The organism is Caenimonas soli (genome assembly GCF_013155545.1).
Taxonomy (GTDB): Bacteria; Pseudomonadota; Gammaproteobacteria; order Burkholderiales; family Burkholderiaceae_C; genus Ramlibacter; species Ramlibacter soli.
Genome location: NZ_JABJVV010000007.1, coordinates 284,645 through 309,194, shown reverse-complemented (window position 1 = coordinate 309,194; position 24,550 = coordinate 284,645). Strand labels below are relative to the sequence as shown.

General features: G+C 64.9%; 28 protein-coding genes and 2 tRNA genes. 16 read left to right on the top strand and 14 right to left on the bottom strand.

Annotated features, from left to right (window positions below):
* Window positions 1–65 precede the first annotated feature (65 nt).
* Entirely contained in the window at window positions 66–728 is a 663-nt protein-coding gene (locus HNE04_RS13490) for a hypothetical protein (protein ID WP_172219670.1), read from the top strand.
* Between the two features lie 3 nt (window positions 729–731).
* On the opposite strand, the gene HNE04_RS13485 is transcribed toward HNE04_RS13490, so the two are convergent.
* The 3 genes from HNE04_RS13485 to earP form a co-directional block, all read right to left on the bottom strand.
* Window positions 732–1,520 (bottom strand): heme-dependent oxidative N-demethylase subunit alpha family protein, encoded by a 789-nt coding sequence (locus tag HNE04_RS13485; protein WP_172219669.1) that lies wholly within the window; start codon window positions 1,518–1,520, stop codon window positions 732–734.
* Window positions 1,521–1,589: 69 nt separating this feature from the next.
* Window positions 1,590–2,144, bottom strand: coding sequence for an elongation factor P (gene efp, locus HNE04_RS13480; RefSeq protein WP_172219668.1), 555 nt, complete (start codon window positions 2,142–2,144; stop codon window positions 1,590–1,592).
* 123 nt (window positions 2,145–2,267) lie between these two features.
* Window positions 2,268–3,356 carry an elongation factor P maturation arginine rhamnosyltransferase EarP gene (gene earP / locus HNE04_RS13475; protein WP_172219667.1) on the bottom strand — a complete coding sequence of 363 codons (1,089 nt, stop codon included), beginning with the start codon at window positions 3,354–3,356 and terminating at the stop codon, window positions 2,268–2,270.
* A 44-nt stretch (window positions 3,357–3,400) separates the two neighbouring features.
* On the opposite strand from earP, the gene uvrC reads away from it, so the two are divergent.
* Genes uvrC through HNE04_RS13460 form a run of 3 tightly spaced genes read left to right on the top strand, consistent with a single transcriptional unit; the run spans window position 3,401 to window position 6,870 of the window.
* Window positions 3,401–5,377, top strand: coding sequence for an excinuclease ABC subunit UvrC (gene uvrC / locus HNE04_RS13470; protein ID WP_172219666.1), 1,977 nt, complete (start codon window positions 3,401–3,403; stop codon window positions 5,375–5,377).
* Between the two features lie 28 nt (window positions 5,378–5,405).
* Window positions 5,406–5,972, top strand: a complete 567-nt coding sequence (pgsA, locus tag HNE04_RS13465; RefSeq protein ID WP_172219665.1) for a CDP-diacylglycerol--glycerol-3-phosphate 3-phosphatidyltransferase — start codon at window positions 5,406–5,408, stop codon at window positions 5,970–5,972.
* A gap of 7 nt (window positions 5,973–5,979) precedes the next feature.
* Window positions 5,980–6,870, top strand: coding sequence for a DMT family transporter (locus tag HNE04_RS13460; RefSeq protein ID WP_235964975.1), 891 nt, complete (start codon window positions 5,980–5,982; stop codon window positions 6,868–6,870).
* Here HNE04_RS13460 and HNE04_RS13455 read toward each other — a convergent pair.
* Window positions 6,815–7,792 carry a LysR family transcriptional regulator gene (locus tag HNE04_RS13455; RefSeq protein WP_172219664.1) on the bottom strand — a complete coding sequence of 326 codons (978 nt, stop codon included), beginning with the start codon at window positions 7,790–7,792 and terminating at the stop codon, window positions 6,815–6,817. The two genes, HNE04_RS13460 and HNE04_RS13455, sit on opposite strands and share 56 nt — an antisense overlap.
* Before the next feature lie 77 nt (window positions 7,793–7,869).
* Here HNE04_RS13455 and HNE04_RS13450 point away from each other — a divergent pair, with 77 nt between their 5' ends.
* The 5 genes from HNE04_RS13450 to HNE04_RS13430 all read left to right on the top strand — a co-directional run bounded on the left by HNE04_RS13450 (window position 7,870) and on the right by HNE04_RS13430 (window position 12,479).
* The gene (locus HNE04_RS13450) at window positions 7,870–8,754 is read left to right on the top strand and encodes an alpha/beta fold hydrolase (RefSeq protein ID WP_407926602.1); all 885 of its coding nucleotides are present in this window, start codon (window positions 7,870–7,872) and stop codon (window positions 8,752–8,754) included.
* Window positions 8,751–9,836: a tartrate dehydrogenase gene (locus tag HNE04_RS13445; RefSeq protein ID WP_172219660.1), complete on the top strand. Its 1,086-nt coding sequence runs from the start codon at window positions 8,751–8,753 to the stop codon at window positions 9,834–9,836. The genes HNE04_RS13450 and HNE04_RS13445 overlap by 4 nt, the downstream gene beginning before the upstream one ends.
* Before the next feature lie 292 nt (window positions 9,837–10,128).
* Entirely contained in the window at window positions 10,129–10,401 is a 273-nt protein-coding gene (locus HNE04_RS13440) for an HU family DNA-binding protein (RefSeq protein WP_172219658.1), read from the top strand.
* A 17-nt stretch (window positions 10,402–10,418) separates the two neighbouring features.
* Window positions 10,419–10,494 (top strand) — tRNA-Val (locus HNE04_RS13435).
* Between the two features lie 59 nt (window positions 10,495–10,553).
* Window positions 10,554–12,479, top strand: a complete 1,926-nt coding sequence (locus HNE04_RS13430) for a SurA N-terminal domain-containing protein (protein WP_172219656.1) — start codon at window positions 10,554–10,556, stop codon at window positions 12,477–12,479.
* Window positions 12,480–12,842: 363 nt separating this feature from the next.
* On the opposite strand, the gene HNE04_RS13425 is transcribed toward HNE04_RS13430, so the two are convergent.
* A tRNA-His gene (locus HNE04_RS13425) sits at window positions 12,843–12,918 on the bottom strand.
* Between the two features lie 37 nt (window positions 12,919–12,955).
* Window positions 12,956–13,930, bottom strand: a complete 975-nt coding sequence (locus HNE04_RS13420) for an NADPH:quinone oxidoreductase family protein (RefSeq protein ID WP_172219654.1) — start codon at window positions 13,928–13,930, stop codon at window positions 12,956–12,958.
* A gap of 107 nt (window positions 13,931–14,037) precedes the next feature.
* On the opposite strand from HNE04_RS13420, the gene surE reads away from it, so the two are divergent.
* The 5 genes from surE to HNE04_RS13395 are packed head-to-tail and all read left to right on the top strand — an operon-like array spanning window position 14,038 to window position 18,268.
* Window positions 14,038–14,790: a 5'/3'-nucleotidase SurE gene (gene surE, locus HNE04_RS13415; RefSeq protein WP_172219652.1), complete on the top strand. Its 753-nt coding sequence runs from the start codon at window positions 14,038–14,040 to the stop codon at window positions 14,788–14,790.
* The gene (locus tag HNE04_RS13410; RefSeq protein WP_172219650.1) at window positions 14,790–15,536 is read left to right on the top strand and encodes a protein-L-isoaspartate(D-aspartate) O-methyltransferase; all 747 of its coding nucleotides are present in this window, start codon (window positions 14,790–14,792) and stop codon (window positions 15,534–15,536) included. The genes surE and HNE04_RS13410 overlap by 1 nt, the downstream gene beginning before the upstream one ends.
* Before the next feature lie 14 nt (window positions 15,537–15,550).
* Complete coding sequence (locus HNE04_RS13405; protein ID WP_172219715.1) at window positions 15,551–16,429, top strand: peptidoglycan DD-metalloendopeptidase family protein; 879 nt, start codon at window positions 15,551–15,553, stop codon at window positions 16,427–16,429.
* 1 nt (window position 16,430) lies between these two features.
* Complete coding sequence (rpoS, locus tag HNE04_RS13400) at window positions 16,431–17,450, top strand: RNA polymerase sigma factor RpoS (RefSeq protein ID WP_235964974.1); 1,020 nt, start codon at window positions 16,431–16,433, stop codon at window positions 17,448–17,450.
* A gap of 17 nt (window positions 17,451–17,467) precedes the next feature.
* Complete coding sequence (locus HNE04_RS13395; protein ID WP_172219648.1) at window positions 17,468–18,268, top strand: 3'-5' exonuclease; 801 nt, start codon at window positions 17,468–17,470, stop codon at window positions 18,266–18,268.
* Here HNE04_RS13395 and HNE04_RS13390 read toward each other — a convergent pair.
* Complete coding sequence (locus HNE04_RS13390) at window positions 18,248–18,664, bottom strand: VOC family protein (RefSeq protein ID WP_172219646.1); 417 nt, start codon at window positions 18,662–18,664, stop codon at window positions 18,248–18,250. The genes HNE04_RS13395 and HNE04_RS13390 overlap by 21 nt on opposite strands.
* A gap of 52 nt (window positions 18,665–18,716) precedes the next feature.
* On the opposite strand from HNE04_RS13390, the gene rlmD reads away from it, so the two are divergent.
* Window positions 18,717–20,120, top strand: a complete 1,404-nt coding sequence (gene rlmD, locus HNE04_RS13385; protein WP_172219644.1) for a 23S rRNA (uracil(1939)-C(5))-methyltransferase RlmD — start codon at window positions 18,717–18,719, stop codon at window positions 20,118–20,120.
* Window positions 20,121–20,163: 43 nt separating this feature from the next.
* Here the strand turns inward: rlmD and HNE04_RS13380 are convergent, their stop codons facing one another.
* Window positions 20,164–20,853 carry a Bax inhibitor-1 family protein gene (locus tag HNE04_RS13380; RefSeq protein WP_172219642.1) on the bottom strand — a complete coding sequence of 230 codons (690 nt, stop codon included), beginning with the start codon at window positions 20,851–20,853 and terminating at the stop codon, window positions 20,164–20,166.
* 140 nt (window positions 20,854–20,993) lie between these two features.
* Between HNE04_RS13380 and HNE04_RS13375 the strand changes: the two genes are divergently transcribed.
* Window positions 20,994–21,404, top strand: a complete 411-nt coding sequence (locus HNE04_RS13375) for a GlcG/HbpS family heme-binding protein (RefSeq protein WP_172219640.1) — start codon at window positions 20,994–20,996, stop codon at window positions 21,402–21,404.
* A gap of 5 nt (window positions 21,405–21,409) precedes the next feature.
* Here the strand turns inward: HNE04_RS13375 and hemP are convergent, their stop codons facing one another.
* The 6 genes from hemP to HNE04_RS13345 all read right to left on the bottom strand — a co-directional run bounded on the left by hemP (window position 21,410) and on the right by HNE04_RS13345 (window position 24,550).
* A complete protein-coding gene (hemP, locus tag HNE04_RS28405) occupies window positions 21,410–21,604 on the bottom strand; it encodes a hemin uptake protein HemP (RefSeq protein WP_172219638.1) in 195 nt (64 codons plus the stop codon).
* A gap of 7 nt (window positions 21,605–21,611) precedes the next feature.
* Window positions 21,612–22,025 (bottom strand): ExbD/TolR family protein, encoded by a 414-nt coding sequence (locus HNE04_RS13365; protein ID WP_172219636.1) that lies wholly within the window; start codon window positions 22,023–22,025, stop codon window positions 21,612–21,614.
* A 1-nt stretch (window position 22,026) separates the two neighbouring features.
* Window positions 22,027–22,740 carry a MotA/TolQ/ExbB proton channel family protein gene (locus HNE04_RS13360; protein WP_172219634.1) on the bottom strand — a complete coding sequence of 238 codons (714 nt, stop codon included), beginning with the start codon at window positions 22,738–22,740 and terminating at the stop codon, window positions 22,027–22,029.
* A gap of 19 nt (window positions 22,741–22,759) precedes the next feature.
* Entirely contained in the window at window positions 22,760–23,455 is a 696-nt protein-coding gene (locus tag HNE04_RS13355) for an energy transducer TonB (protein WP_172219632.1), read from the bottom strand.
* Window positions 23,456–23,521: 66 nt separating this feature from the next.
* A complete protein-coding gene (locus HNE04_RS13350) occupies window positions 23,522–23,767 on the bottom strand; it encodes a (2Fe-2S)-binding protein (RefSeq protein ID WP_172219630.1) in 246 nt (81 codons plus the stop codon).
* A gap of 102 nt (window positions 23,768–23,869) precedes the next feature.
* Window positions 23,870–24,550, bottom strand: coding sequence for a Fe2+-dependent dioxygenase (locus tag HNE04_RS13345; protein WP_172219628.1), 681 nt, complete (start codon window positions 24,548–24,550; stop codon window positions 23,870–23,872).

Genomic DNA, 24,550 nt, shown 5'->3' with positions numbered 1-24,550 from the left:
CATTCTGCGGCAATCCGGGCCATTTCTCCGCTATCCTTGCGTCCAAAGAATCTGAGGGGACAGAGTTGGACCAGACGATCTATCACGTCCTGCTCGAGGGACGAACGGTGGGGCCCTACGATCGCAGAACCATCGTTGGCATGCGCATCAAGAAAGCGCTGACCAGCGATCACGTGCTCATCGGCACCGACGGTGGCCAACTGACGGTAGCGGACCTCATCCACCAACCCCGGCCGGCTTCCTTCAATCCCGAACGCAGCGGCAGCTTCTCCGTGGTGCAAGCCAGGTTTTCCGCAAGTGTGCTACAGGTCGAGGGGCGAGGACTGGACATCCCCCGGTTCAAGGGAGAGATCGAGGTACGGGTTCAAAACAACGTGCTGCGGCTGGCGGGCAGGTTCCGCCAGGGGTTGGGCTTGAAGGAAGGCCGCGTGAAGATTCCCATCAAGGACGTGGTCCACGCACGCGTTACGGGCTCGCAGGTCGAATTGGGGCTGCGTTGCGACCCGGCGAAGAAATTACAACGTGTCGCGCTCGAACTGTTCACGCCGGAGTCGGCGATGGAACTGGCGCAATGGCTGCCTGCCGCCACCCCGTTCACCGAACCCGCGCCGCTGGGGCCCGATCTGGTTGCGCCACGCGGTCCGTCGGCGCACTCTCTGTATATCGCGCTGGCCGGTGTGGCGCTGGTCATCGGCCTGATGCTGCTGCTGTACCGGCGCGTGTACTGAGCATCAGGCACGGGGTCCCAGCCAGCGCAGCAAGCGATCGCGCGCCTCGCCCAAATTCTTGTAGTCGAGAACCGCTTGCGACATCGAAGCCAGCGAATCGCGCAGGCGCGCCGCCGCGCCGGGGGCTTGCACGGCTTGCGCCAGGGGCTGGATCATCACTCGGATGGCGAAGACCGCCTGCCGCGTGCCCTGGCCCACGGGGAAGAACACCTGGCGCTCGGCGCGCAGCCAGCACTGGCCGGCAAAGACTTCCGGGTCCGTGGTGGCCGGCCAAGGCGTGCGCGCATGGCGGCGCGGATGCTGGTCATGGCGTGCAGAGGGACTGATGGTCCAGACAAAGCGTTCCCAGCAATCGCCCGAAGTGGCCAGTGCCACCAGTTGCTGCGAGGCCGCCACGAGCGCGGCGTTGTCGGCCACCGGACCATGCACGGCGGCAAAGTCCAGGCCCAGCTTGTCCTCGGGCACCCAATGCGAAGGCACGCAAACGCACAGCCAGGGCAGGGTGCCGGTCGCGCCATCGAGCACGGCGAAATCTTCCTCGAACGCCAGCTCCGGCGGCAGTTGGGCATGAGCAGGTCCTGCGGCCCGCGCCGCGATGGCTCGCAGAGCCGGGGCCGGATCGAAGCCCGGCAAGGCGTGCCGTGACTGCCCAGCCTCCAGCACAGCCCGCTTTTCCGCATACAGGGCGCTTCCAGTATCCAGGGGGGTCAGGCGGACCTCATCCCCAGCCACCCGCCGCAGGCCCGGCTGCATGCGGAAGGGCACGGCGATCTGGCTGAAGTCGAAGTTCATGGGCTGAAAAAACAAAGGCCCCTTGCGGAGCCTTGTCGTGGGTGTTGGTGTGGCGGCCGGCGCGGCGGGTTACACACGCCTTCTGTATTCGCCGGTGCGGGTGTCGATTTCGACCTTGTCGCCCTGGGCCACGAAGATCGGCACGCCGATCTCGAAACCGGTCGCGATCTTGGCGGGCTTGAGCACCTTGCCCGACGTGTCGCCCTTGACGGCCGGCTCGGTCCAGGTGATCTCGCGCTCCACGCTGGTGGGCAGCTCCACGGACAGGGCCTTGCCTTCGTAGAACACCACTTCGGCGGGCATGCCGTCTTCGAGGTAGTTCAGGGCGTCGCCCATGTTTTCGGCCTCGACTTCATACTGGTTGTAGTCGGCGTCCATGAACACGTACATCGGGTCGGCGAAGTAGGAGTAGGTGCAATCCTTCTTGTCCAGCACGATCTGGTCCATCTTGTCGTCGGCCTTCAGGACCACTTCGGTGTTGAAGTTGGCGATCAGGCTCTTGAGCTTCATGCGCACCGTCGCGGAATTGCGCCCGCCGCGGCTGTATTCGGTCTTCAGGACCACCATGGGGTCTTTGCCGTGCATGATCACGTTGCCGGCGCGGATTTCTTGAGCGATTTTCATAGCGATGTATTCAGGGTTGGGCCGGGCTGCTCTTTGCAAAGCCCCGGAGATAAGCATTGCGCTTGGGTTGTGCACCCGCAGAACTGCGCAAAGCCTTGGATTTTAACGGTTTTTCCGTACCCCTCAAAGAGGCATGGCCTGCGGGCCGCGTGCGGTGAAGCCCATGAGCTGTGTAACCAGGTCGTCCTGGCCCTGCAGCCGCGTGCGGCTCTGCTGTACGCAGGTAGCCCATGCCGGTGCATCAACAGGAGGCAGTAGCTCGCCGATACCGTTCCAGGCCCCGTAAAACGCCCGCAAGTCCGCGGGCGCGCCCAGCCAGTCCAGGAAGGCTGCGAGCTTGGCGTGGTGCGCCTCGTCGTGCTGCGGGTAGATCTGCCAGACCATGGGCTTGCCGGCCCACAAGGCGCGTATCAGCGAATCCTCGCCGCGCACGAAATTGAGGTCGCAGGCCCACAGCAGGTGGTCGAAATCGGGCTGGCTGAGCAGTGGCAGCCAGGTGATCGACAGCAGCGACGCGCTGTTCCAGGAAAGATCGGCGTGCTGCTTTTTTTCTACCGCGGCGCGCACCGCCGCCGTGGCGCGCCCCGCAGTCACCAGCACATGGGTAGGAGCGGGGCCCGCGGCCCATTGCGTGAGCATCTGGTCGAGCGCCGGGGGCTCGTAACAGAACAGGCTGACCAGTTGGGCCTCGCCGCGATGGGCGATGCGGTGTTCATGCAGCCACGCCGCCCGATCGAATGCCGCCTGGCGCTGCTCGAGGTCGGGCTCCCGCAGCAAGCCGCCGGTGCGCGGTGTGAAACCCGGGTAGAAGAAATGCTTGGTCAGGCCCGCCGCCGGGCCTGACAGCACGGGCGAGGGCAGGCCATGGCTGCGCTCGGCAAAGGTTTCGGCCGTCAGGTACTCCAGGTTGATCCATGCCGGCTGCCGGCCCCGGACCTGGGCTTTTGCGGCAATGGCGGCCTGGAAGCGCAGCGTGAGGTCGCAGCCGAAGGCCTCGATCACGACCTCGCCGGGCTCGATGGTGGCCGAACCCTCCCAGCCCGACACCTGCACCCGCGGATGGCCTTGCGGGGCCATCCAGGCCAGCGCCGAAGCATCATCCACCCACAGGCGCACCGACTCGCCCCGCTCGGCGAGCTGAACCGACAGGCGCCAGCACACGCCGATATCGCCGTGGTTGTCGATGACCTTGCAGAAGATGTCCCAGAGCATGAGGTGGCGATGGCCTTTTACGGATTGTCCACAATAGCGGTTGTATGTCCGAGGTCCATTCCGATCAATTGCTGGCGCAAGTCGCCGCGCTGCCCCCGTTGCCGGGCGTCTATCGCTATTTCGACGCCGACGATGGCGTGCTCTACGTGGGCAAGGCGCGCAACCTGAAAAAGCGAGTCTCCAGCTATTTCCAGAAGAACCACGGCGGCACGCGCATCGGCCACATGATCGGCAAGATCGCGCGGCTGGAAACCACGGTGGTGCGCTCCGAGGCCGAGGCCCTGCTGCTCGAAAACAACCTGATCAAGACGCTCAACCCGCGCTACAACATCCTGTTTCGCGACGACAAGAGCTATCCATACCTGAAGATCGCCGGTTCGGACAAGGTCGGAACCAGCGAAGTTGCGCCGCTCACGGCCTCGACCTTCCCGCGCGTCGCCTACTACCGTGGCTCGGTCGATCGCAAGCACCGCTATTTCGGCCCGTACCCCAGCGCCTGGGCCGTGAAGGAATCGATCCAGCTGCTGCAGAAGGTGTTCCGGCTGCGCACCTGCGAAGACACGGTGTTCGCCAACCGCACCCGGCCCTGCCTGCTCTACCAGATCAAGCGCTGCTCGGGACCCTGCGTGAACTTCATATCGCCGCAGGACTACGCGCAGGACGTGCACAACGCAGAGGCTTTTTTGCGCGGCGAAACCCAGGCCGTACTGGCAGCGCTGGAGGCGCGGATGATGCAGCACGCCGACAAGCTGGAGTTCGAGCAGGCCGCCGAACTGCGCAACCAGATGAGTGCGCTGTCGAAGGTGCTGCACCAGCAGTCGGTGGAGACCATTTCGGACAAGGACGTGGACATCCTGGCGGTAAAGGTACAGGGCGGCAAGGCTTGCGTGAATCTGGCCATGGTGCGCGGCGGCCGCCACCTGGGCGATCGGGCCTACTTCCCCACCCATGTGGAAGATGCAGCCGCCGTGCAGGACTTCGACAACATCGCGGACGAAGGCGCCGCCGCCGCCCCGCCGCAGCCGGTCGAGGTGCACGTGCTGGAGGCCTTCATCGCGCAGCATTACATCGGCGTGCCGGTCCCGCCCGCACTCATCACCAGCCACGCAGTGAGCCGCGAGCTGATCGATGCATTGTGCGAACAGAGCGGCATCAAGATCAGTGCCGTGCACAACCCTCGGGAACAGCGCCGCCTGTGGCTGGAGATGGCGCAGAAAAACGCAGACATCCAGCTCGCTCGGTTGCTGGCCGAGGAAGGCTCGCAGCAGGCCCGCACCCGGGCCCTGGTGGACGCGCTCGACCTGGCGCCGGACAACCTGGACACCTTCCGCATCGAGTGCTTCGACATCTCGCACACGGCCGGCGAGGCCACCCAGGCGTCCTGCGTGGTGTTCCACCATCACAAGATGCAGAACTCGGAATATCGCCGCTACAACATCGACGGCATCACCCCGGGCGACGACTACGCCGCCATGCGGCAGGTCCTGATGCGCCGTTACAGCAAGCTGGCGGAGGCGGGCCGCGATCCGCCGGACGCCACGCCCGCGCGCGCAAGCGGTGGCGGCGCCGGCCGGCTGCCGGACCTGGTACTGGTGGACGGCGGCAAGGGGCAGGTGAGCATGGCGCGCGAGGTGTTCGCCGAGCTGGGGCTGGACCTGGCTGTCATCGTAGGGGTGGAAAAAGGCGAGGGCCGCAAAGTCGGCCTGGAAGAACTGGTGTTTGCCGACGGACGCGACAAGGTGTACCTGGGCAAGGATTCGGCCGCGCTCATGCTGGTGGCCCAGATCCGCGACGAGGCGCACCGCTTCGCCATCACGGGCATGCGGGCGCGCCGCGCCAAAGTCCGGGTGGGCGGCAGCAGCCTCGAGGAGATTCCGGGCATAGGCGCCAAGAAGCGCGCGCGCCTGTTGCAGCGCTTCGGCGGCGTGCGGGGCGTGGCGGCCGCCGGCGTGGACGACATCGCCAGCGTGGAAGGCATTTCGCGCGAACTGGCAGAAGAGATTTATCGGGCGCTGCATTAGAAGCTTGGGCCATGCCAGAATCGGGGCAATGTTCTTCACCATCCCCACGATATTGACCTGGACACGCATCGTCGCGATTCCGCTGATCGTGGGCGTGTTCTACCTGGGGTTGGCGCATCCGGTGCAGAACCTGATCGCCACGGCGATGTTCATCACGTTCGCCCTTACGGACTGGCTGGACGGCTACCTGGCCCGCAAGCTCAATCAAACGTCGTCATTCGGGGCCTTCCTGGACCCGGTGGCGGACAAGTTCCTGGTCTGCGCTTCCTTGCTGGTGCTGGTGCACCTGCAGCGCGCGGATGTCTTCGTGGCGTTGATCATCATTGGCCGGGAGATCGCGATTTCGGCGTTGCGCGAATGGATGGCGCAGATCGGTGCGTCCAAGAGCGTGGCGGTGCACATGCTGGGCAAGGTCAAGACCACGGTCCAGATGATCGCCATCCCTTTCCTGCTGTTCGACGGCAGCATCCTCGGCCTGATAGACACCGGCTTGTGGGGCACTTGGCTGATCTGGCTGTCGGCCATCCTCACGGTCTGGTCCATGGTGTACTACCTGCAAAAGGCCCTGCCGGAAATCAGAAAACGAGTGAAGTAGGGCAGGAATGACCTCAGTCTCGCGGCAGGACCGCCTGGTGGCGGCGATGCCCGTCGTCTTCGTGTTGATCTGGAGCACCGGCTTCATCGTGGCACGCTACGGCATGCCGCATGCACCGCCGATGAAGTTCCTGGCGGTGCGCTACCTTCTTTCCGTCGCCTGCTTCGCCGTGTGGGCATTCGCCGCGCGGGCCCCGATGCCGGCCAACCGCACCCAGGTCAAGCACCTGGCGGTCACCGGAATCCTGATGCACGCCGGGTACCTCGGTGGGGTGTGGGCCGCGGTCAAATTGGGCATGGGCGCCGGCCTGGTGGCGTTGCTGGTGGGCCTGCAGCCTGTACTCACCGCCGTCTGGGTGTCTTCGCGCGGCGGGGCGGTATCGCCCCGGCAATGGGCCGGTTTGGCGCTTGGCTTTGGCGGGCTGGCCCTGGTGGTGTGGCAGAAGCTGGGGATAGGCGAGATTCATGGCCTGAACTTCCTGCTGGCGCTGGGGGCCTTGCTCAGCATCACTGCCGGCACCCTCTATCAGAAGCGCTTCCTCGCGCCTTGCGATGTGCGCACCGCGAGCCTGGCGCAGTTGTGCGCTGCCTTCGTCGTGACCTTGCCGCTGGCCCTGCTGGAACCCGAAGCGATGAACTGGAACGGGCAGTTGGCAGGCTCGATGGCCTGGTCGGTGCTGGCGCTGACCTTGGGCGGCAGCTCGCTCTTGTATCTGTTGATCCAGCGCGGAGCGGCCACGGCCGTGACCAGCCTGCTGTACCTGGTGCCGCCCTGTACCGCGGTGATGGCCTGGCTGCTGTTCGGCGAAGCGATCACCGCTTTCACTGTCGCGGGCATGGCCCTCACGGCGGTCGGCGTGAGCCTCGTGGTGCGATCGCCTCCGGCGCCGCGTCCTTGAGCTTCCAGGGTTCGCCGCGAAAGCGTTCCGCCAGGAAGTCGATCAGCAGCCGCACCCGCTTGGGCGTTTGCGCGCGATGCGGTGCGAGCCAATGGATGTCGGCGTCGGGCATGGCGTAGCCCGGTAGCACCCGAACCAGCTCGCCAGAGGCCAGCCGGGGCGCGACGTCCCATAAACTGCGCAGCATGATGCCGTGGCCCCCCAGGCACCAGTCGCGCGCCAGTTCTCCGGAGTTGCCGGACAGCGGTCCCTTCACCCTGACCCGAATCTCGGCTTTCTGGCGCTCCTTGCGCAGCGCCCATGTGTCGAAGCGCTGTTCGTGTTCGCGCACCACCAGGCAGGCGTGCTGCGCCAGGTCCTCGGGCCTTTGCGGCGTACCGTGCCGCCGCAGGTACTCGGGGGCGGCCACCAGCACGCGCTGGTTGCGGGCAAGCCGCCGGCTCACCCATTCCGAGGCGCGGCGGCCCTGCACCGACCACAGCCATACCGCCCCGTCATAGCCTTCGACGGCGAGGTTGGGCAACTGCTCGGTCAGCTGTAGCTCGACCTGCAGCAGCGGATGTCGCGCCTGGAATTCCGCCAGCGCCGGACCCAGCCACAGGCGCCCGAAACCGAAGGTGGCGGCGATGCGGATCAGGCCGGACGGTTCGCTGCGGCGTTCCTGCAGATCGGCTTCGAGCTGCGCGAAAGCCTGCAGCAGTTCGCCGGCGCGGCCGCAAAGGGCTTCGCCTTCGGCGGTGGCAATGATGCGCCGGGTGGTGCGCTGGAACAGCTTGAAGCCGAGCCGTGCTTCCAGGGCCGCCAGCTTCTTGGTGATGACGGAGGGGACCACGCCCGCCTCGGCGGCGGTGGCCGCAAGGCTGGGGTGGGCGCGCACCGCCAGCAGCAGTTCCAGATCGGCACGGTCGAGCAGCTTGTCCAATTGTTGCCAGTACGGAAATAAAAGATTGCCGGATTATTGCTTGCTGCGCCGGGGGCGGCAATGCCAGAATGAGCGCCATGTTGGAGTCGTTCGAAACGTTCGTGGTCGTGCGCAACGGCGTGCGCCTGTACGGGCGGCGCGCCGGTCGGGGCCGTCCGTTGCTGCTGCTGCACGGGCACCCGCAGACGCATGCGATGTGGCATCGCGTGGCGCCTGCCCTGGCCGAGGAGTTTTCCGTCGTGATGATGGACTTGCGCGGCTACGGCGACTCCGCAAGGCCCGAGCCCGGCGAGGGCAGCTGCGCGTACAGCAAGCGCGAGATGGCGCTCGACGCATTGGCGGTGATGGAGGAACAGGGCTTCCAGCGCTTTGGCGTGCTGGCCCATGACCGAGGCGCGCGAGTGGCCCATCGGCTTGCCGCGGACCACGCCCACGCCGTCGATCGGCTGATGCTGCTGGACATCGCGCCGACGCTCGCCATGTACGAACAGACATCGCTGGCGTTCGCGCAGGCCTACTGGCACTGGTTCTTCCTGATCCAGCCGCCGCCGCTGCCCGAGGCGCTGATCGAGTCCGACCCGGTCCGCTACGTTCGCAGCGTCATGGGCAAGCGCCATGCCGGGCTGGCGGCCTTCGCGCCCGAAGCCCTGGCCGAGTACGAGCGCTGCGCCGGCGTGCCCGGCACCGCGCAAGGCATTTGCGCGGACTATCGCGCCAGCGCGGGAGTCGACTTGGAGCATGACCGCGCGGACATCGCCGGCGGACGCCGCCTCGAGATGCCGCTGCACGTGCTGTGGGGAGAGCACGGCGTGGTGGGGCAATGCTTCGACGTGCTGTCGCTCTGGCGCGAGCGCGCAAACCAGGTCACCGGCCGCAGCGTGCCTTGCGGCCACTACATCGCGGAAGAGGCGCCGCCTCTTCTGCTTCACGAAGCCTTTGAATTTTTGAGGAAACAACCATGAGCACCCAGAGAATCGCAGTGATCGCCGGCGACGGCATCGGCAAGGAAGTCATGCCCGAGGGCATCCGCGTGATGGAAGCGGCGGCCACGAAGTTCGGCATCGACCTGGCATTCGACCATTTCGATTTTTCCAGCTGGGACTACTGCGAGAAGCACGGCAAGATGCTGCCCGACGACTGGAAGGACCAGATCGGGGGCCACGATGCCATCTATTTCGGCGCCGTGGGCTGGCCCGACAAGATTCCGGATCACGTTTCGCTCTGGGGCTCGCTGCTGTTGTTCAGGCGCGAGTTCGACCAGTACGTGAACCTGCGGCCCGCGCGCCTGATGCCGGGCATCATCGCCCCGGTGGTGCGGCGCGACGGCAGCGCCCGCCAGCCCGGCGAGATCGACATGTACATCGTGCGCGAGAACACCGAAGGCGAGTACTCCAGCATCGGCGGGCGCATGTATCCGGGCACCGAGCGCGAGATTGTCATGCAGGAGACGGTGATGTCGCGCATCGGTGTGGACCGTGTATTGAAGTTCGCATTCGAACTCGCCCAGTCGCGGCCGAAGAAGCACCTGACCAGCGCAACCAAGTCCAACGGCATCGCGATCACCATGCCTTACTGGGATGAGCGGGTCGCCGAAATGGCGAAGGCCTACCCCGCCATCAAGCAGGACAAGTTCCATATCGACATCCTCACCGCGCATTTCGTGCAGCGCCCGGACTTCTTCGACGTGGTGGTCGCGAGCAACCTGTTCGGCGACATCCTCAGCGACCTGGGGCCGGCCTGCACCGGCACGATCGGCATCGCGCCGAGCGCCAACCTCAATCCGGATCGGAAGTTTCCGTCGCTGTTCGAGCCGGTGCACGGCTCCGCGCCGGACATTGCCGGGCGCAGCATCGCCAACCCGATCGGGCAGGTATGGTGCGGCGCAATGATGCTGGAGTTCCTGGGTCACAAGCAGGCGCACGATGCCGTGCTGGCCGCGATAGAAAAAGTGCTGCATCCGCAAAGCGGCGCGCCCCGCACCCCCGACATCGGCGGCACTGCGAGCACCGCCGACCTGGGCCGCGCGATCGCTTCCGCGCTTTGATGCGTGCGCACGATCGAGTGTCTGAAAATTGCGCAGTGCCGCATGGAAACCGGCCCGCAACCCGCATGGAACCTAGTCAAAACAGACTAGAATCCGCCTCCGCGCTGTTGTAAAGCCGCCCGTCGTATTGACACCGTGTTGCCGCGTGGCTTTAATCGGCCGGTGGCTTGAAGCCGCGAAAGAAGTGACCCGCATCTCGCTTCAACCCATCGCTCGGTGGCTGCAGGATGGGGGAACATAAATTCAATGACGAGACACTCCTGTCAACTCTTTCTCTCTACGAGGGGCCCTTGTGAACAAGACCGAACTGATTGAGCACATCGCAAAGCATGCCGATATTTCCAAGGCCGCGGCCACCCGCGCATTGGAATCGATGATCGGCGCCGTGAAGACAACCCTTAAAAAAGGCGGCGCGGTTTCGCTGGTGGGCTTCGGCACGTTCGCGGTAGGCAAAAGGGCTGCTCGCAGCGGCCGCAACCCCCGCACCGGCGCAGCGATTAAAATCAAGGCAGCCAAGGTTCCCAAGTTCCGTCCCGGCAAGGCGCTCAAGGATGCGCTGAACTGAGCGGCCAGTTATCGGTGGGGTGCTTAGCTCAGCTGGTAGAGCGGCGCCCTTACAAGGCGTAGGTCGGCGGTTCGATCCCGTCAGCACCCACCAACCCAAGCGAAGGCGAACAGTTGTTCGCCTTTCGTGTTTTTTGTCTATCGAGTTTGAGCATGTTTGATTTCGTTCGCAAGCACACCCGGGTCATGCAGTTCCTGCTGTTCCTGCTGATCTTCCCGTCGTTCGTCCTGTTCGGCCTGGAAGGCTACAACCGGTACAACGAAAAGGGCGAAGCGGTAGCCAAGGTCGACGGGGTCGAAATCATGCAGGGCGAGTGGGACGCCACGCACAAGCAGGAGGTGGAGCGCATTCGCCAGCAGATGCCCACGCTCGATGTCAAGCTGCTCGATTCGCCGGCCGCTCGCTACGGCACGCTGGAGCGGATGATTCGCGACCGCGTGGTTGCCGCCGCCGCTGCCAAGGCCAAGTTGATGACCAGCGACCAGCGTCTGGCTCGCGAGCTGCAGCAAAACGAAACGATCGCCTCCTTGCGCGGACCCGACGGCAAGCTGGACATGGCGCGCTATCGCCAGCTCGTGGCCGCACAGGGCATGACGCCCGAAATGTTCGAAGCCGGTGTCCGGGCCGACGTGTCCGCGCGCCAGGTACTGGCGGGCCTGGGCGGCACGACCTTCGCCACGCCCGCGCAGGCCGCGCTTGCGCTGAACGCCTACTTCGAGACCCGCGAGGTGCAGGTTGCGCGTTTTGCACCCGCAGCCCACGCAGGCAACGTCAATCCGACCGATGCCGAGATCGAGGCCTTCTACAAGAGCAACGCGGCGCTGTTCCAGGCGCCCGAACAGGCCAACATCGAATACACGGTGCTCGACCTCGACAGCGTCAAGAAGAGCATCACCGTCAATGAGCAGGACCTCAAGACCTACTTCGAGCAGAACGCCGCGCGCATCAGCGGAAAAGAGGAACGCCGGGCCAGCCATATCCTGATCACCGCAGCCAAGGACGCATCGGCGGCTGACCGCGCCAAGGCCAAAGCCAAGGCAGAGGAACTGCTCGCGGCGGTGAAAAAGGCGCCCGACACCTTCGCCGAGGTGGCGAAGAAGAACTCGCAGGACCCGGGGTCCGCGGCCAACGGGGGCGACCTCGATTTCTTCGCGCGCGGTGCGATGACCAAGGCATTCGAAGACGCGGCCTTCGCACTGGGCAAAGGCGAAATCAGCGGCGTGGTGGAGACGGAGTTCGGCTATCACATCATCAAGGTCACGGATGTGAAAGCCCCGAAGCAGCGCAGCTTCGAGGAAATGAAGCCCGAGCTCGAAGCCGAACTCAAGAAACAGCAGGCGCAGCGCAAGTTCGCCGAAAGCGCCGACGCGTTCAGCAACGGCGTTTACGAGCAGGCAGACAGCCTCAAGCCGGTCGCGGACCGCCTGAAGCTGGAAATCAAGACGGCGAGCAACGTGCGCCGCGCGCCCGCGCCGGGTGTCACCGGCCCGCTGGCCAATTCGAAGTTCCTCAACGCCCTGTTCTCGCCCGACAGCGTCGAGAAAAAGCGCAACACCGAAGCCGTGGAGATTGCGCCCAACACCCTAGCCGCCGGGCGCGTGGTGCAGTACGCACCGGCGCGCACCCTTCCGCTCAACGAAGTGAAAGACCGCGCGCGCGAGAGGCTGGTCGCAGCCCGCTCCGCCGAACTGGCCAAGAAAGAGGGCACGGAGAAGCTGGCTGCCTGGAAGGCCAATCCGGCGAGCGCCAGCCTGCCGCCGGCCGTCCCGGTGTCGCGGCAGGAGACGCAGAAGCTACCGGCGGCAGTGGTCGAGACGGCGCTGCGTGCCGACCCGGCGGCATTGCCGGCGTTGGTGGGCGTGGACCTCGGCGACCAAGGCTATGCCGTGGTGAAGGTCAACAAGGTGCTGCCGCGCGAGACGCAGCCACCGGAGGTAGCCAAGCAGGAGATCCAGCAATACGGCCAGTGGTGGGCCTCCGCGGAAAACCTGGCTTATTACGAGCTGCTGAAGGAGCGATTCAAAGTGCAGGTCAAGGTCCCCAAGCCGACCGGGACCGAGGCATCGCAGACTCAATAGTCGCTGGGCCGACAAAGCGCAGGCCCCATGCGCTTTGTCCTACAGGCTATCAACCTTGTCCTACAGACATCGGTGGTGTGGGCCCCTAAGGTGCGTGCCAAGCCGCATGTCCGGCAATCGACAAAGCCAGTCACGAGAGTTTGCGCCAGTGAAGAACCCACAAACCATCAGCAAGAAATCCGCAGGTTCGCCTGAAGATATCAACGAAGCCGAGGAAGGGACCGCAGAAGGGTCCGGCAGCGAAGGGCGTTCCGGTCAAGGATCAGAAAGCGCGCTGGCCCACCTGCGCGACTTCGAGAAGCGGCGCATAGATAAGCCCGAAAAGGCCACTAGCGCCGGCGATTCAGATGGGGAAAGAAAGAGTGGGGTGGCTGATGGGACTCGAACCCACGACGACAGGAATCACAATCCTGGACTCTACCAACTGAGCTACAGCCACCGTAGAGACTGCGATTATAGCGGGCGCGAACGCACCGTTAGGTGACCATCACCAGTTTTCCCTTGACGCCGCGTGAACCCATGTGGGCATAGGCTGCCTTGAGCTCGGCCATGGGCATGGTGCGGTCGATCACGGGTTTGATCTTGCCCTCGCCGTACCAACGGGCCAACTCCATCATCATTGCGGCGTTGGCCTTGGGCTCGCGCTTGGCGAAGTCGCCCCAGAACACGCCCACCAGCGAAGCGCCCTTGAGCAGCGGCAGGTTCAGCGGCAGCGCCGGGATAGGTCCGGAGGCAAAGCCGACGACGAGGTAGCGGCCGCGCCAGGCGATGGAGCGGAAGGCCGGCTCGGCGAAGTCGCCACCTACCGGGTCATAGATCACGTCAGGGCCCTTGCCGCCCGTGGCCGCCTTGATGGCATCGCGCAGGTTCTCGCGCGTGTAGTTGATGGTGGCGTCGGCGCCGATCGACTTGCACAGTTCGCATTTCTCGTCGGTGGAAGCCGCGGCGATGACACGCGCACCCATCGTCTTGGCGATCTGGATGGCCGAAGTGCCCACGCCGCCGGCTGCGCCCAGCACCAACACGGTTTCGCCCGCCTTGAGCTGGGCCCGGTCCACCAGCGCGTGGTGGGACGTGGCATAGATCATGATGAATGCGGCGGCATCCACATGCGGAAAGCCCGGAGGCAGCGGCATGCACAGCGCAGCGGGCGCGATCGTATGGGTGCCGAATCCGCCGGTGCCCGACAGGCAGGCGACGCTCTGGCCGACCTTGAGCTGCGTCACGCCTTCGCCGACGGCCTGGATCACGCCGGCGTACTCGGAGCCCGGCACGAAGGGCAGGGGAGGCTTGATCTGGTACTTGTTCTGCACGATCAGCAGATCGGGGAAGTTCAGGCTGGCCGCCTTGATCTCGATCAGCACTTCGCCGGCCTTGGGCTGGGGCGTGGGCATTTCCTTCCACTGCAGCGCCTCGACGCCCACAGGGTTCTCGCAAAGCCAGGCTTGCATGGGTGTTCCTTCAGTAAAAACTGACGCAATGATAGGCGGATGAAATAGGCACAAATGTCTCTGGGGTGACCCCTTGCCGCCCTACAATCTTTTGAATCCCTACGCCGATGAAAATACTGCTCTCCAACGACGACGGCTACCAGGCGCCCGGCATCGTCGCCCTCTACGAAGCGATCAAGGACCTCGGCGACGTCGAGGTCGTTGCGCCCGAACACAACAACAGCGCCAAGTCCAATGCGCTCACTTTGCACTCGCCGCTCTACGTGCACCAGGCGGGCAACGGCTTTCGCTATGTCAACGGCACGCCCGCCGATTGCGTCCACGTGGCCTTGACGGGGCTGCTCGGCTATCGGCCCGACCTCGTCGTGAGCGGCATCAACAACGGCGCCAACATGGGCGACGACACCATCTACTCGGGCACTGTCGGCGCGGCGATGGAAGGCTATCTGTTCGGCATTCCGGCCATCGCTTTCTCGCAGACGCAAAAGGGCTGGGCCCACCTGGACGATGCAGCACGCATGGCGCGCGAGCTGGTGCAGCGGATGCTCGCGAAGGCTGCGGCAGACAAGCCCTGGTTGCTCAACGTGAACATCCCGAACCTGCCCTACGGGGAGCTCAAGCCCTTCAAGGTCTGCCGCCTCGGCCGCCGCCATGCCGCCGAGAAAGTGATTTCGCAGACCAGTCCGCACGGCGAGACCATGTACTGGATCGGCGGCGCGGGGCCGGCCAAGGACGATGCCGACGGAACCGATTTCCACGCCACGGCCCAGGGCCATGTGTCGATCACGCCGCTGAAGGTCGACCTGACCGACCACGACGAGTTGGCCTCCTGGGCCGCGGCCATCCAGGCGGGGCGCTAATGTCGCGCCGTCCCAGTTTCCCGGCACGGCTGGGCCCCCCACCCGTGGCCAAGAAGCCGGTGAGTTTTTCGCCGGTCATGCCCGGCGGCATCGGCCTGGACTCCCAGGCGGTGCGCGCGCGCATGGTGCAAAAACTCGCCGCCCAAGGCATAGCCGACGCACAGGTGCTCGCCGCGATGGGGTCCGTGGAGCGGCATCGCTTCGTCGACAGCGCACTGGTGAACCAGGCCTACGAGGACACCAGCCTGCCGATCGGCCTGGGCCAGACGATCTCCAAGCCCAACGTGGTGGCCCGCATGATCGAATTGCTGCTGGGGGGCAAGCGCGATGCTTCCGGCAAGCTGGGCCGCGTGCTGGAGATCGGCACAGGCTGCGGCTACCAGGCCGCCGTGCTCGGCTTGGTGGCTTCCGAGGTGTACAGCATCGAACGGCTGCGTGGCCTGCACGACAAGGCCCGTGAGAACCTGCGGCCGTTCCGCCTTGCCAACGTCCACCTGCTTTTCGGCGACGGCATGGTCGGTTATGCCAAAGGTGCTCCTTATGCCGGAATCATCGCGGCCGCCGGTGGCGATGCGGTGCCGGCCGCCTGGATCGAGCAGTTGGCAGTGGGCGGACGCATCGTGGCGCCCACGGTCATGCCCACCGGACAGCAAGCATTGGTAGTTATGGAAAGAACCGCCCGCGAAATGAAACAAACTGTGCTTGAGGCTGTCCACTTTGTCCCCCTAAAATCGGGAATAGCTTGAAGGAAATTAACAAGATGCTCGAGTTGCGCGGTCAGGGGTGGAAGTGGGCGGGGTTGGTGCTGGCAGCGGCTTTGCTCGTCGGGTGTGCCTCGGGCTCACGCGCGCCGGCGCCGGTGGAGGACCGCGGCGCCGGGGCGCGTTCGCAGCCCGCGGTCGTAGCCGATCCCACCAAGATACTGCCCGGCGCTGAAAACGCCGGCAAGCCGGGTTACTACACCGTGCGTCAAGGCGATACGCTGATTCGCATTTCGCTGGACAGCGGCCAGAACTGGCGCGACATCGCGCGCTGGAACAATATCGACAATCCCAATGTCATCGAAGTCGGCCAGGTGCTGCGTGTGATTCCGCCGGTCGGCTCGGTCCCCGAGGTTGCCGGTGCCCGGCCGGTGACCCCCAGCGCCTCGGCACCCGTCGCCGGCACGCCGACCGCAGCTGCCAGCGCGCCCCGTGGCACGGCTTTGGCGCCTGTCGCCGTCGCGCCGCCCGCGAACAATGTGCCTGCCGTGTCGGCCGGGGAAGACGACCTCCCCTGGGGCTGGCCGACTTCGGGCGCTGCCATAGTGCTGGCCGGTTTCGACGAGCAACGCAATAAGGGTCTTGACCTGGCGGGCAAGCCGGGTGATCCTGTGCTCGCATCTGCCGACGGGCGCGTTGTATATGCAGGCGCCGGCCTTCGCGGCTATGGCAACCTGATCATCCTGAAACACAACAACACATTCCTTTCGGCATACGCTCATAACCAGGCCCTGTTGGTCAAGGAAGATCAGACCGTGCGCAAAGGACAGAAGATTGCCGAGATGGGAAGCAGCGACGCCGATCGCGTCAAGCTTCATTTCGAGATCAGGCGGCAGGGCAAGCCCGTCGATCCCGCCAAATATTTACCCTCGAGGTAGCATGAAAAAGCGCAACGGATACAGCAAGCCTGCCGTTCCGAGTGCGCCTCTGGACGACGGCGCGCCTGCGCCGGGCGCCATGGCCGAAGGCGGATCGAATGCCGCCCAGGATGTGCCGGAGATCAACCCCCGCGACATCCCGGCCGAGATCGCAGGCGAATCCAGCGACACGCTGACGCTCTACCTGCGCGACGTGCGCCGCACCCAGCTTTTCACGGCGCAGGAAGAGTTCGAGACCGCCACCCGCGCTCGCGGCGGCGACTTCGCCGCCCGGCAGTCCATGATCGAGCACAACCTGCGCCTGGTGGTGAGCATCGCCAAGGGCTACCTGGGACGAGGCGTGCCGCTGTCGGATTTGATCGAGGAAGGCAACCTCGGCCTGATGCATGCGATCGACAAGTTCGAGCCCGAGCGCGGCTTCCGCTTCTCGACCTATGCCACCTGGTGGATCCGCCAAGCGGTCGAGCGCGCGGTGATGAACCAGGGCCGCGTGATCCGGCTCCCGGTGCATGTGGTGCGCGAGCTGCAGCAGGTGCTGCGTGCCCGCCGTACGCTCGAGAACGATCCCGCCTTTGCCGCGACGCGCAACGGCTTCGAGGGTGAAGGCGTTCGTGTGGAGGACGTGGCAGCTTTGCTGGGCCGCGACGTCCAGGAAGTAGCGGAGTTGCTGGCCATGGCCGAGGCCCCGCGGTCCCTGGACGCAGCGATGGACCGCATGGACGACGAACACACCCTGGGCGATTCCATGGCCGACGAGCTGGCGATCGACCCCACAGGGGTCACGCAGAACCACGAGGTCGAGCGGCTCCTGAACAACTGGATCGAGGCGCTGTCCAACCGCGAAAAGGAAGTGCTCGAGGGCCGGTTCGGCCTGCATGACCGCGAGCCGGAAACGCTGGAAGTGCTCAGCGACCGGCTGGGACTCACGCGCGAACGCGTGCGCCAGATCCAGAACGAGGCCCTGCTCAAACTCAAGCGCCACATGGTGCGCAACGGCATCAGCAAGGAAGCGCTCTTCTAGCTGATAAAGTCGGGCGCATGAGCTGGCCTGTACTTGTTTTCGACATCGAATCGATCCCCGATGTGGCGGGCTTGCGCCTGCTGCGCAACGCTGTTCCCGAGACCTCCGACGAGCAGGTCTATGCGGGCTGGTGCCAGGAGCGCAAGGACAAGGGCCAGAACGACTTCATGCCGCTGCACCTGCAGCGCGTGCTCGTGATCAGCTGCGTGTTCCGCAACGCCGAGGGCCTTCGCGTGCATTCCTTCGTGGACCGCGACAATGCGAGCGAAGGCAAGGTCATCCAGACGTTCTTCAACACGCTGGAGAAACATGTGCCCCAGCTGGTCAGCTGGAACGGTGGCGGATTCGACCTCCCCGTTCTGCACTACCGGGGTTTGCGCCACGGCGTCGTCGCCGACAAGTACTGGTGCATGGGCGAGGAGGGCGGCTCGGATGCGCGCGAGTTCAAGTACAACAACTACATCAGCCGCTACCACACGCGCCATCTGGACCTGATGGATCTGCTCGCGATGTACCAGCCCAAGAACAACGCGCCGCTGGATGCCATGGCCAAACTTTGCGGCTTCCCCGGCAAGCTGGGCATGGATGGTTCGCAGGTCTATTCCGCGTTCCTCGAAGGCAAGCTCGAGGACATCCGCCGCTACTGCGAAACGGACGTCATGAACACCTACCTCCTGTACTGCCGCTTCCAGAAGATGCGCGGCGGCCTCACGGAGGCGGAATACGACCAGGAAATAGCGATGGTCAAGGCAACTCTGGGAAATCTCGCGCCCCAGGAGCAGCACTGGCAGGAATACCTAGCCGCCTGGGGACAGTAACTCGTCGTACCCGCGACCCCTGAACTCCAGCAGATCCAGGCCGTGGCCAAACGGATCGGCCAGGTTGGCCATCCGGCCCCATTTCCTCTCCTGGATCGGGCGCTCCAGCGTGGCGCCCTGGCTCACCAGCTTCTGCACGACGCCATCCAGTTCGGTCACTACGAAATCAAGATGGATCGGCGTCCAATGGCGCGCGTAATCGCGGCGTTGGGGATGGCTTTCTCCCAGGGGCGCCGTATCCGCGGCGTTGGCCAGCAGGTCGATGGTGCTGCCTGCGCCTAGCAGTTCGACCCAGTCATTGCCCAGCCGCCTGCCCATGCGCAGGCCCAGGCCCTGCGTGTAGAAGGCGATGCCGCGTTCCAGGTCGTCGACGTCGATGCAGATGCGGATCTCCATGCGTTTTCCCCTTCGGTTCGGGCAGAAAGTATGCACCTGAGAGAATCGGGGGATGACAGTAGAGATCGAGAAAAAGGCCGCCTTGCCCGAAGGCTGGTTACTAGTGGACGCGCTCGACATCGACGCGCAGGGCGTGGCACGTCGAGCGGACGGCAAGGTGGTGTTCATCGACGGCGCCCTGCCGTCCGAACTGGTGTCCGCCAACGTCAACCGCAAGAAGAACAACTGGGAGCAGGCGAGCCTGACGGCGATCCACCACGAGTCGTCCCAGAGGGTGCGCCCGCGCTGCCCGCACTTCGGATTGCACGAGGGCGCCTGCGGCGGCTGCAAGATGCAGCATCTGCACGTGGGTGCCCAGGTCGCGATCAAGCAACGGGTGCTCGAGGACAACCTCTGGCACCTGGGCAAGGTGAAGGCAGAAACCATCTTGCGGCCCATCGAAGGGCCGGCCTGGGGTTACCGCTGGCGGGCGCGGTTCTCGGTTCGCCACGTGCGCAAGAAGGGCACGGTGCTGGTCGGCTTTCATGAACGCAAGAGCCGGTACGTGGCGGACATCCGCGAATGCCACGTCGTGCCACCGCATGTGAGCGATCTGCTGCTGCCGTTGCGCGTGCTGATTGGCTCGCTGGAGGCCATCGAAACCTGCCCGCAGATCGAGTTGGCTTGCGGCGACGAGGTGACGGCACTGGTGCTGCGTCACCTGGAGCCCCTCAGCGACGGCGATCTGTCGAAACTGCGGGCATTCGCGGCAGATCACCCCGGCGTCCAGTGGTGGCTGCAGCCCAAAGGGCCGGACACCGTGAAGCTGCTGGACGAGGGCGGGCCCGCACTCAGCTACTCGCTGCCCGAATTCGGCATCACCATGCCTTTCAAGCCCACGGATTTCACCCAGGTCAACCCGTACATCAACCAGGTGCTGGTTTCGCGCGCCTTGCGGCTGCTCGACGCGCAGCAGGGTGAGCGTGTCATCGACTGGTTTTGCGGGCTCGGCAATTTCACGCTGCCCATTGCCACCCGGGTGCGCGAGGTACTGGGGATCGAGGGCAGTGAAACGCTGGTGGCGCGCTCCCGCGAAAACTATGAGCGCAACAAGTCGATGGTGCGGAAAGGGCCACCGCTGGGAACTGCCCTGTTCGCGGCACGCAACCTGTTCGAGATGACGCCGCAGCAGCTCGTCGCCGACGGGGTGGCGGAGCGCTGGCTGGTGGATCCGCCGCGGGAGGGCGCCTTCGCGCTGGCCAAGGCAATGGCGGACCTGCACCAGCAACCCGAACTGGGAGTCGGCTGGACGCCGCCTGCCCGCATCGTCTATGTCAGCTGCAACCCGGCGACCCTGGCGCGCGACGCCGGTCTGTTGGTGCACCAGGCGGGTTACCGCTGCACGGCGGCGGGCGTCGTCAACATGTTCCCGCACACGGCGCATGTTGAAAGCATGGCGGTTTTCGAGCGGGTATGAAAAAAGGGCCCGCAGGCCCTTTTTCCGTTTGGTGGCGTGACGCTTACTCGCGTTCGCCGCCGGCAAGCCCCAGCAGCGCCAGCAGGCTCTGGAACACGTTGAAGATGTCCAGGTACAGGGCCAGGGTGGCGCTGATGTAGTTGGTTTCGCCGCCGTCGATGATCTGCTTGAGGTCATACAGCATGTAGGCGCTGAAGATGCCGATTGCCATCACGCTGATCACCATCATGCCGACGGTGGAACCGACGAACACGTTGATGATGGCGCCGATCATGATCGCCAAGGCGCCCACGAACAGGAACTTGCCCATTCCCGACAGGTCGCGCTTGATCACCGTGGACAGGCTGGCCATCACGAAAAACACGCCAGCCGTACCGCCGAAGGCCGTCATGATGAGGCTGGGACCGTTCTTGAATCCCAGCATCACCGCGATAAGGCGCGAAAGCATCAGGCCCATGAAGAAGGTGAACGCCAGCAGGACCGGAACGCCGGCCGCGGAGTTCTTGGTCTTCTCGATGGCGAACATGAAGGCGAAGGCGCCGCCCAGGAAGACCATCAGGCCAATGCCGCCCGTCAAGCCCCGGGTGACGCCGGTGGCCACGCCGACCCAGGCGCCCAGCACCGTGGGCAGGAGGCTGAGTGCGAGTAGCCAGTAGGTATTGCGCAGGACTCTGTTGCGCTGCTCCGCCGGGAGGGCGTAGCCGTAATCTACGGTGCGAACTTGCTCATTCATATCCAACTCTCCTATAAGCCTGACGGCAGTTAGATGGGCGCATTCTAGGTTGGTTCAAGCCCAAGGCGCCAGGGGGAGTTCTTTTTTCTCAAGGCGGGGCAGCCGTTATGCTCGCAGTTTCCCTTTCGCAACCGACGCTCATGAAAAACAAAGCCACCCTCGAACTCGCCGATATAAAGGCCATCGCTGCCGCTGCCGAAGCTGAGGCGACCAAGAATCAATGGGCCGTGTCGATCGCCATCGTGGACGACGGCGGCCACCTCCTGTGGCTGCAGCGCCTGGACGGCGCGGCGCCCATTTCCGCGCATATCGCCCCCGCCAAGGCCAACACCGCCGCGCTGGGCCGGCGCGAAAGCCGGGTCTACGAAGAAATGGTCAATGGCGGCCGGGTATCTTTCCTGAGTGCGCCGGACCTGAAGGGCCTGCTCGAGGGCGGCGTGCCCATCATCAAGGACGGCCAATGCCTGGGCGCCGTGGGCGTGAGTGGCGTGAAGTCCACCGAAGATGCCCAGATCGCCCGCGCCGGAATTGCCGCCCTGGGCCTCTCTTAGTCAGTTTATTTGGTCAGGATGAGTTTGCCCAGCCGGGTGGCCTGGAGACGGTAGACCGCGCCGTTGTGGCTGATTTCGACGCTCTTGGCGCCGCGCAGGAGCTTGGAACTGTCCAGGGGCCCGCCCTGTGCCGGCTGCGGAGCCTGTGAAGATTGGGCCTGAGCCTGACCGACGACGCCGTTTGTTTCGCTCTGGGTCACGGCAGGCCTAGTTCGCTTTGGGCTCGGTGATGAACCCGATCTTGCGCAGGCCCGATTGCTGCGCGGCCGCCATTGCCTGGGCGACGCGCTCATAGCGCACTTCCTTGTCGCCGCGGATGTGCAGTTCGGGTTGGGGGTCCTTGGCCGCCTCCACTTTGAGCAGGCGCGGCAGGTCCTTGTCGTCGATGCGCGCTTCATTCAGGAAGTAGGCGCCCTGGGCATCCACGGACAGGCGCAGAGTTTGCGGCTTCGGGTCCTGCGGCTGGCTGCTGGCTTGCGGCAGATCCACGTTGACCGAGTGCTTCATCACCGGCACCGTGATGATGAAGATGATCAGCAGCACCAGCATGACGTCGACCAGGGGCGTCATGTTGATCTCGTTCATGACGTCGTCTGTTTCGTCTTGGGTTCCGAAGGCCATGTCAGCTCCGGTTCTTCATCGGGACGACCTTCGTGTCGCCGTTGGAAGACACCCGCGCGCCGGTCAAGAAGTAGGCATGCAGGTCGTGCGAGAAGCGATTCAGCTTGTTCAGGATGGCCTTGTTGCCGCGCACCAGGGCGTTGTAGCCGAGTACGGCGGGAATTGCTACCGCCAGGCCCAGTGCCGTCATGATCAGCGCCTCGCCAATCGGCCCGGCTACCTTGTCGATGGTGGCTTGCCCGGCCGCGCTGATGGACATCAGCGCATGGTAGATGCCCCACACGGTGCCGAACAGGCCGATGAATGGCGCGGTGGAACCCACCGAAGCCAGCACCGCCAGGCCGGCTTGCAGTCGAGCGGTGGACTCGTCGATGGAATTGCGCAGCGAGCGGCTGAGCCATTCACTGACGTCCAGCGAATCATGCAGCTGCTGCTGGGCATGGTGGTGTGCCGTGGCCTCGCGGCCCTCCACGGCCAGCGCGCGAAAGGGATTGGCCGGATCGGCGCCCAGCTTGTTCAGGCCGTCGGCAAAGTCGGCGGCGTGCCAGAAGCTTTCCGTGGCCCGGGCCTGGGCGGCGATCTTGCGCAGGTCCAGCGCCTTGATGATGATCACCATCCAGGTTGCAAGCGACATGGCCAGGAGCAGCAGGGCGACGCCCTTGGTGATGAGGTCGCCCTGGGTCCACAGGTTGATCAGGCCGAATTGAGTGTTCATGTTGTTGTTACTCGCAAGACTATTCAAGAACGAAATTGACCGGGGCTTCGTGCCACATGGCCTGCGGCACCCCTGCCACCTTGCCTGGCACGTAGCGGCATTTCATGACGTATTCGAGGGCCGCGCGGTCCAGGCGATCAAACCCGCTGGAGCGCTTGAGCTCCGCCTTCTGCGGCGTGCCATCCGCGCCGATAAGAACGCGCACCAGGACCTTGCCCTGCTCGCCCAGGCGCTTGCTCATGGGCGGGTAGCTGGGCGCCGGGTTGCGCAAGTAGTCGGCGTCGCTCGAGGGCAGTTCCACCTTGGCGGGGGCAGGGCTGGGCGCGGGTGACGCCGCGGTGACCGCGGGGGCGGCAGGAGCAACTGGGGCCTGTGTTTCCACGCCAGTAGGCGCCTGGGGCGCCGGGGCGGGGCTGGGGACGGCCACGGGCTGTGGAGTGGGCGGCTGGGCGCGTTCTACCTTGCGGACCACCGGCTTGACGGGCTCAGGCGGCTTGGGCACTGGCGGCTGCGGCACCGGCTCGGCTTTGGGCATGGGCGGCGTGACGATATCGCTCAGGATCGCGACCGGCACCACGATTTCCACGGCGCGGCGCAGCAGGCCGCTTTGCAAGGCCCACAGCGCGGCGACGTGGAACAGAACCACACTGCCGCCAATGACGATGTTGCGGTTGAGTTGTCGCACCGGCAGGTAGGAGGAAACGGGCAATGCCATAGTGTAGGAGGGCACAGGCTGCGCGCTAGCCGCGCAGAACCCACCGTGCAGCAATCACTACCAGGATCAGACTGGCCCCAAGGCCTGCTGCGAAGTCCATGCTCTGCCTTCCGTGATGGAGGAAGCGAGCTGGATGGCGGCCACCGGTGCGGCGGCGCTGCACTGGGCCACCACGTCGCGGGCGCAGCTTTCGCATTGGCCGCACTGCGTGGCCACGCCCAGCTCGAACTGGATGTCGTCGAAATCCATCCCGGCTCGAACATGGCGGGCAATTTCGCGGTCGGAAACGCGGTGGCAAACGCAGACGATCATGGCGGGAAAGGCTCTGGCTGGGCTAATTGATGAAGTGGGTAGAGTATAAATGCGAATCGATCGCATTTGCAATAACCCTGCTTGGGTTGCGGCCGCTCGGGCTCAGGTTTCGGCCCACATCCGCAGCAGGTTGTGATAGGTGCCGGTGAGAGCGACGGTGGTGTCGCTCTCGCCGTCCCGCCCCCTCAGGTCCGTCAACGCCAGATCGAACTCGTGCAGCAGGCGGCGCTGCGCATCGCTGCGCACCATGCTTTCGATCCAGAAAAAGGCGGCCAGGCGCTCACCTCGGGTGACCGGCGTGACCTCGTGGACATGCGTTCCCGAGTACAGCACCGCGTGGCCCGCCGGCAGCTTGATCTGGCGCGTGGTGCCGGCCTCGTAGACCGTGAGCTCCCCGCCGTCGTAGTCGTCCGGATCGGAGAGAAACACGGTACAGGAGATATCGGTACGCACCCGGACACCGCCCTCGGTGAAGCGGATGGCGCTGTCGACGTGCCGGCCGTAGTAGTTGGCGCCGCCGCTGTACCGATTGATGCGCGGCGGGAAGACCTTGCGGGGCAGGGCGGCCGCCAGGAATTGCGGCGAACGGTCGAGCGCGCCCAACACCAGCGCGCCCACCGCTCGCGCGGCATCGCAGCCGGCGGGCAGTTGCTCGTTGTTCTTCACCTGGGCGGCCTGCGGCCCGGCGCTGACGCGGCCGTCGGCCCAGGGAGCGGTGGCCAGGACGGCGCGGGCTTGCGCCAGTTCGCTGTCGCTGAGGAGTTGGGGAAGGATAAGAAGCAT

Coding starts and splice junctions, on each gene's coding strand:
- HNE04_RS13380 (WP_172219642.1), bottom strand. CDS start 20,853: ATGAATGAGCAAGTTCGCACCGTAGATTACGGCTACGCCCTCCCGGCG.
- HNE04_RS13450 (WP_407926602.1), top strand. CDS start 7,870: ATGTTGGAGTCGTTCGAAACGTTCGTGGTCGTGCGCAACGGCGTGCGC.
- HNE04_RS13355 (WP_172219632.1), bottom strand. CDS start 23,455: ATGGCATTGCCCGTTTCCTCCTACCTGCCGGTGCGACAACTCAACCGC.
- HNE04_RS13410 (WP_172219650.1), top strand. CDS start 14,790: ATGTCGCGCCGTCCCAGTTTCCCGGCACGGCTGGGCCCCCCACCCGTG.
- efp (WP_172219668.1), bottom strand. CDS start 2,144: ATGAAAATCGCTCAAGAAATCCGCGCCGGCAACGTGATCATGCACGGC.
- rlmD (WP_172219644.1), top strand. CDS start 18,717: ATGACAGTAGAGATCGAGAAAAAGGCCGCCTTGCCCGAAGGCTGGTTA.
- earP (WP_172219667.1), bottom strand. CDS start 3,356: ATGCTCTGGGACATCTTCTGCAAGGTCATCGACAACCACGGCGATATC.
- surE (WP_172219652.1), top strand. CDS start 14,038: ATGAAAATACTGCTCTCCAACGACGACGGCTACCAGGCGCCCGGCATC.
- pgsA (WP_172219665.1), top strand. CDS start 5,406: ATGTTCTTCACCATCCCCACGATATTGACCTGGACACGCATCGTCGCG.
- HNE04_RS13395 (WP_172219648.1), top strand. CDS start 17,468: ATGAGCTGGCCTGTACTTGTTTTCGACATCGAATCGATCCCCGATGTG.
- HNE04_RS13430 (WP_172219656.1), top strand. CDS start 10,554: ATGTTTGATTTCGTTCGCAAGCACACCCGGGTCATGCAGTTCCTGCTG.
- rpoS (WP_235964974.1), top strand. CDS start 16,431: ATGAAAAAGCGCAACGGATACAGCAAGCCTGCCGTTCCGAGTGCGCCT.
- HNE04_RS13405 (WP_172219715.1), top strand. CDS start 15,551: ATGCTCGAGTTGCGCGGTCAGGGGTGGAAGTGGGCGGGGTTGGTGCTG.
- HNE04_RS13390 (WP_172219646.1), bottom strand. CDS start 18,664: ATGGAGATCCGCATCTGCATCGACGTCGACGACCTGGAACGCGGCATC.
- HNE04_RS13365 (WP_172219636.1), bottom strand. CDS start 22,025: ATGGCCTTCGGAACCCAAGACGAAACAGACGACGTCATGAACGAGATC.
- HNE04_RS13485 (WP_172219669.1), bottom strand. CDS start 1,520: ATGAACTTCGACTTCAGCCAGATCGCCGTGCCCTTCCGCATGCAGCCG.
- HNE04_RS13360 (WP_172219634.1), bottom strand. CDS start 22,740: ATGAACACTCAATTCGGCCTGATCAACCTGTGGACCCAGGGCGACCTC.
- HNE04_RS13445 (WP_172219660.1), top strand. CDS start 8,751: ATGAGCACCCAGAGAATCGCAGTGATCGCCGGCGACGGCATCGGCAAG.
- HNE04_RS13350 (WP_172219630.1), bottom strand. CDS start 23,767: ATGATCGTCTGCGTTTGCCACCGCGTTTCCGACCGCGAAATTGCCCGC.
- HNE04_RS13460 (WP_235964975.1), top strand. CDS start 5,980: ATGACCTCAGTCTCGCGGCAGGACCGCCTGGTGGCGGCGATGCCCGTC.
- HNE04_RS13375 (WP_172219640.1), top strand. CDS start 20,994: ATGAAAAACAAAGCCACCCTCGAACTCGCCGATATAAAGGCCATCGCT.
- uvrC (WP_172219666.1), top strand. CDS start 3,401: ATGTCCGAGGTCCATTCCGATCAATTGCTGGCGCAAGTCGCCGCGCTG.
- HNE04_RS13420 (WP_172219654.1), bottom strand. CDS start 13,930: ATGCAAGCCTGGCTTTGCGAGAACCCTGTGGGCGTCGAGGCGCTGCAG.
- HNE04_RS13345 (WP_172219628.1), bottom strand. CDS start 24,550: ATGCTTCTTATCCTTCCCCAACTCCTCAGCGACAGCGAACTGGCGCAA.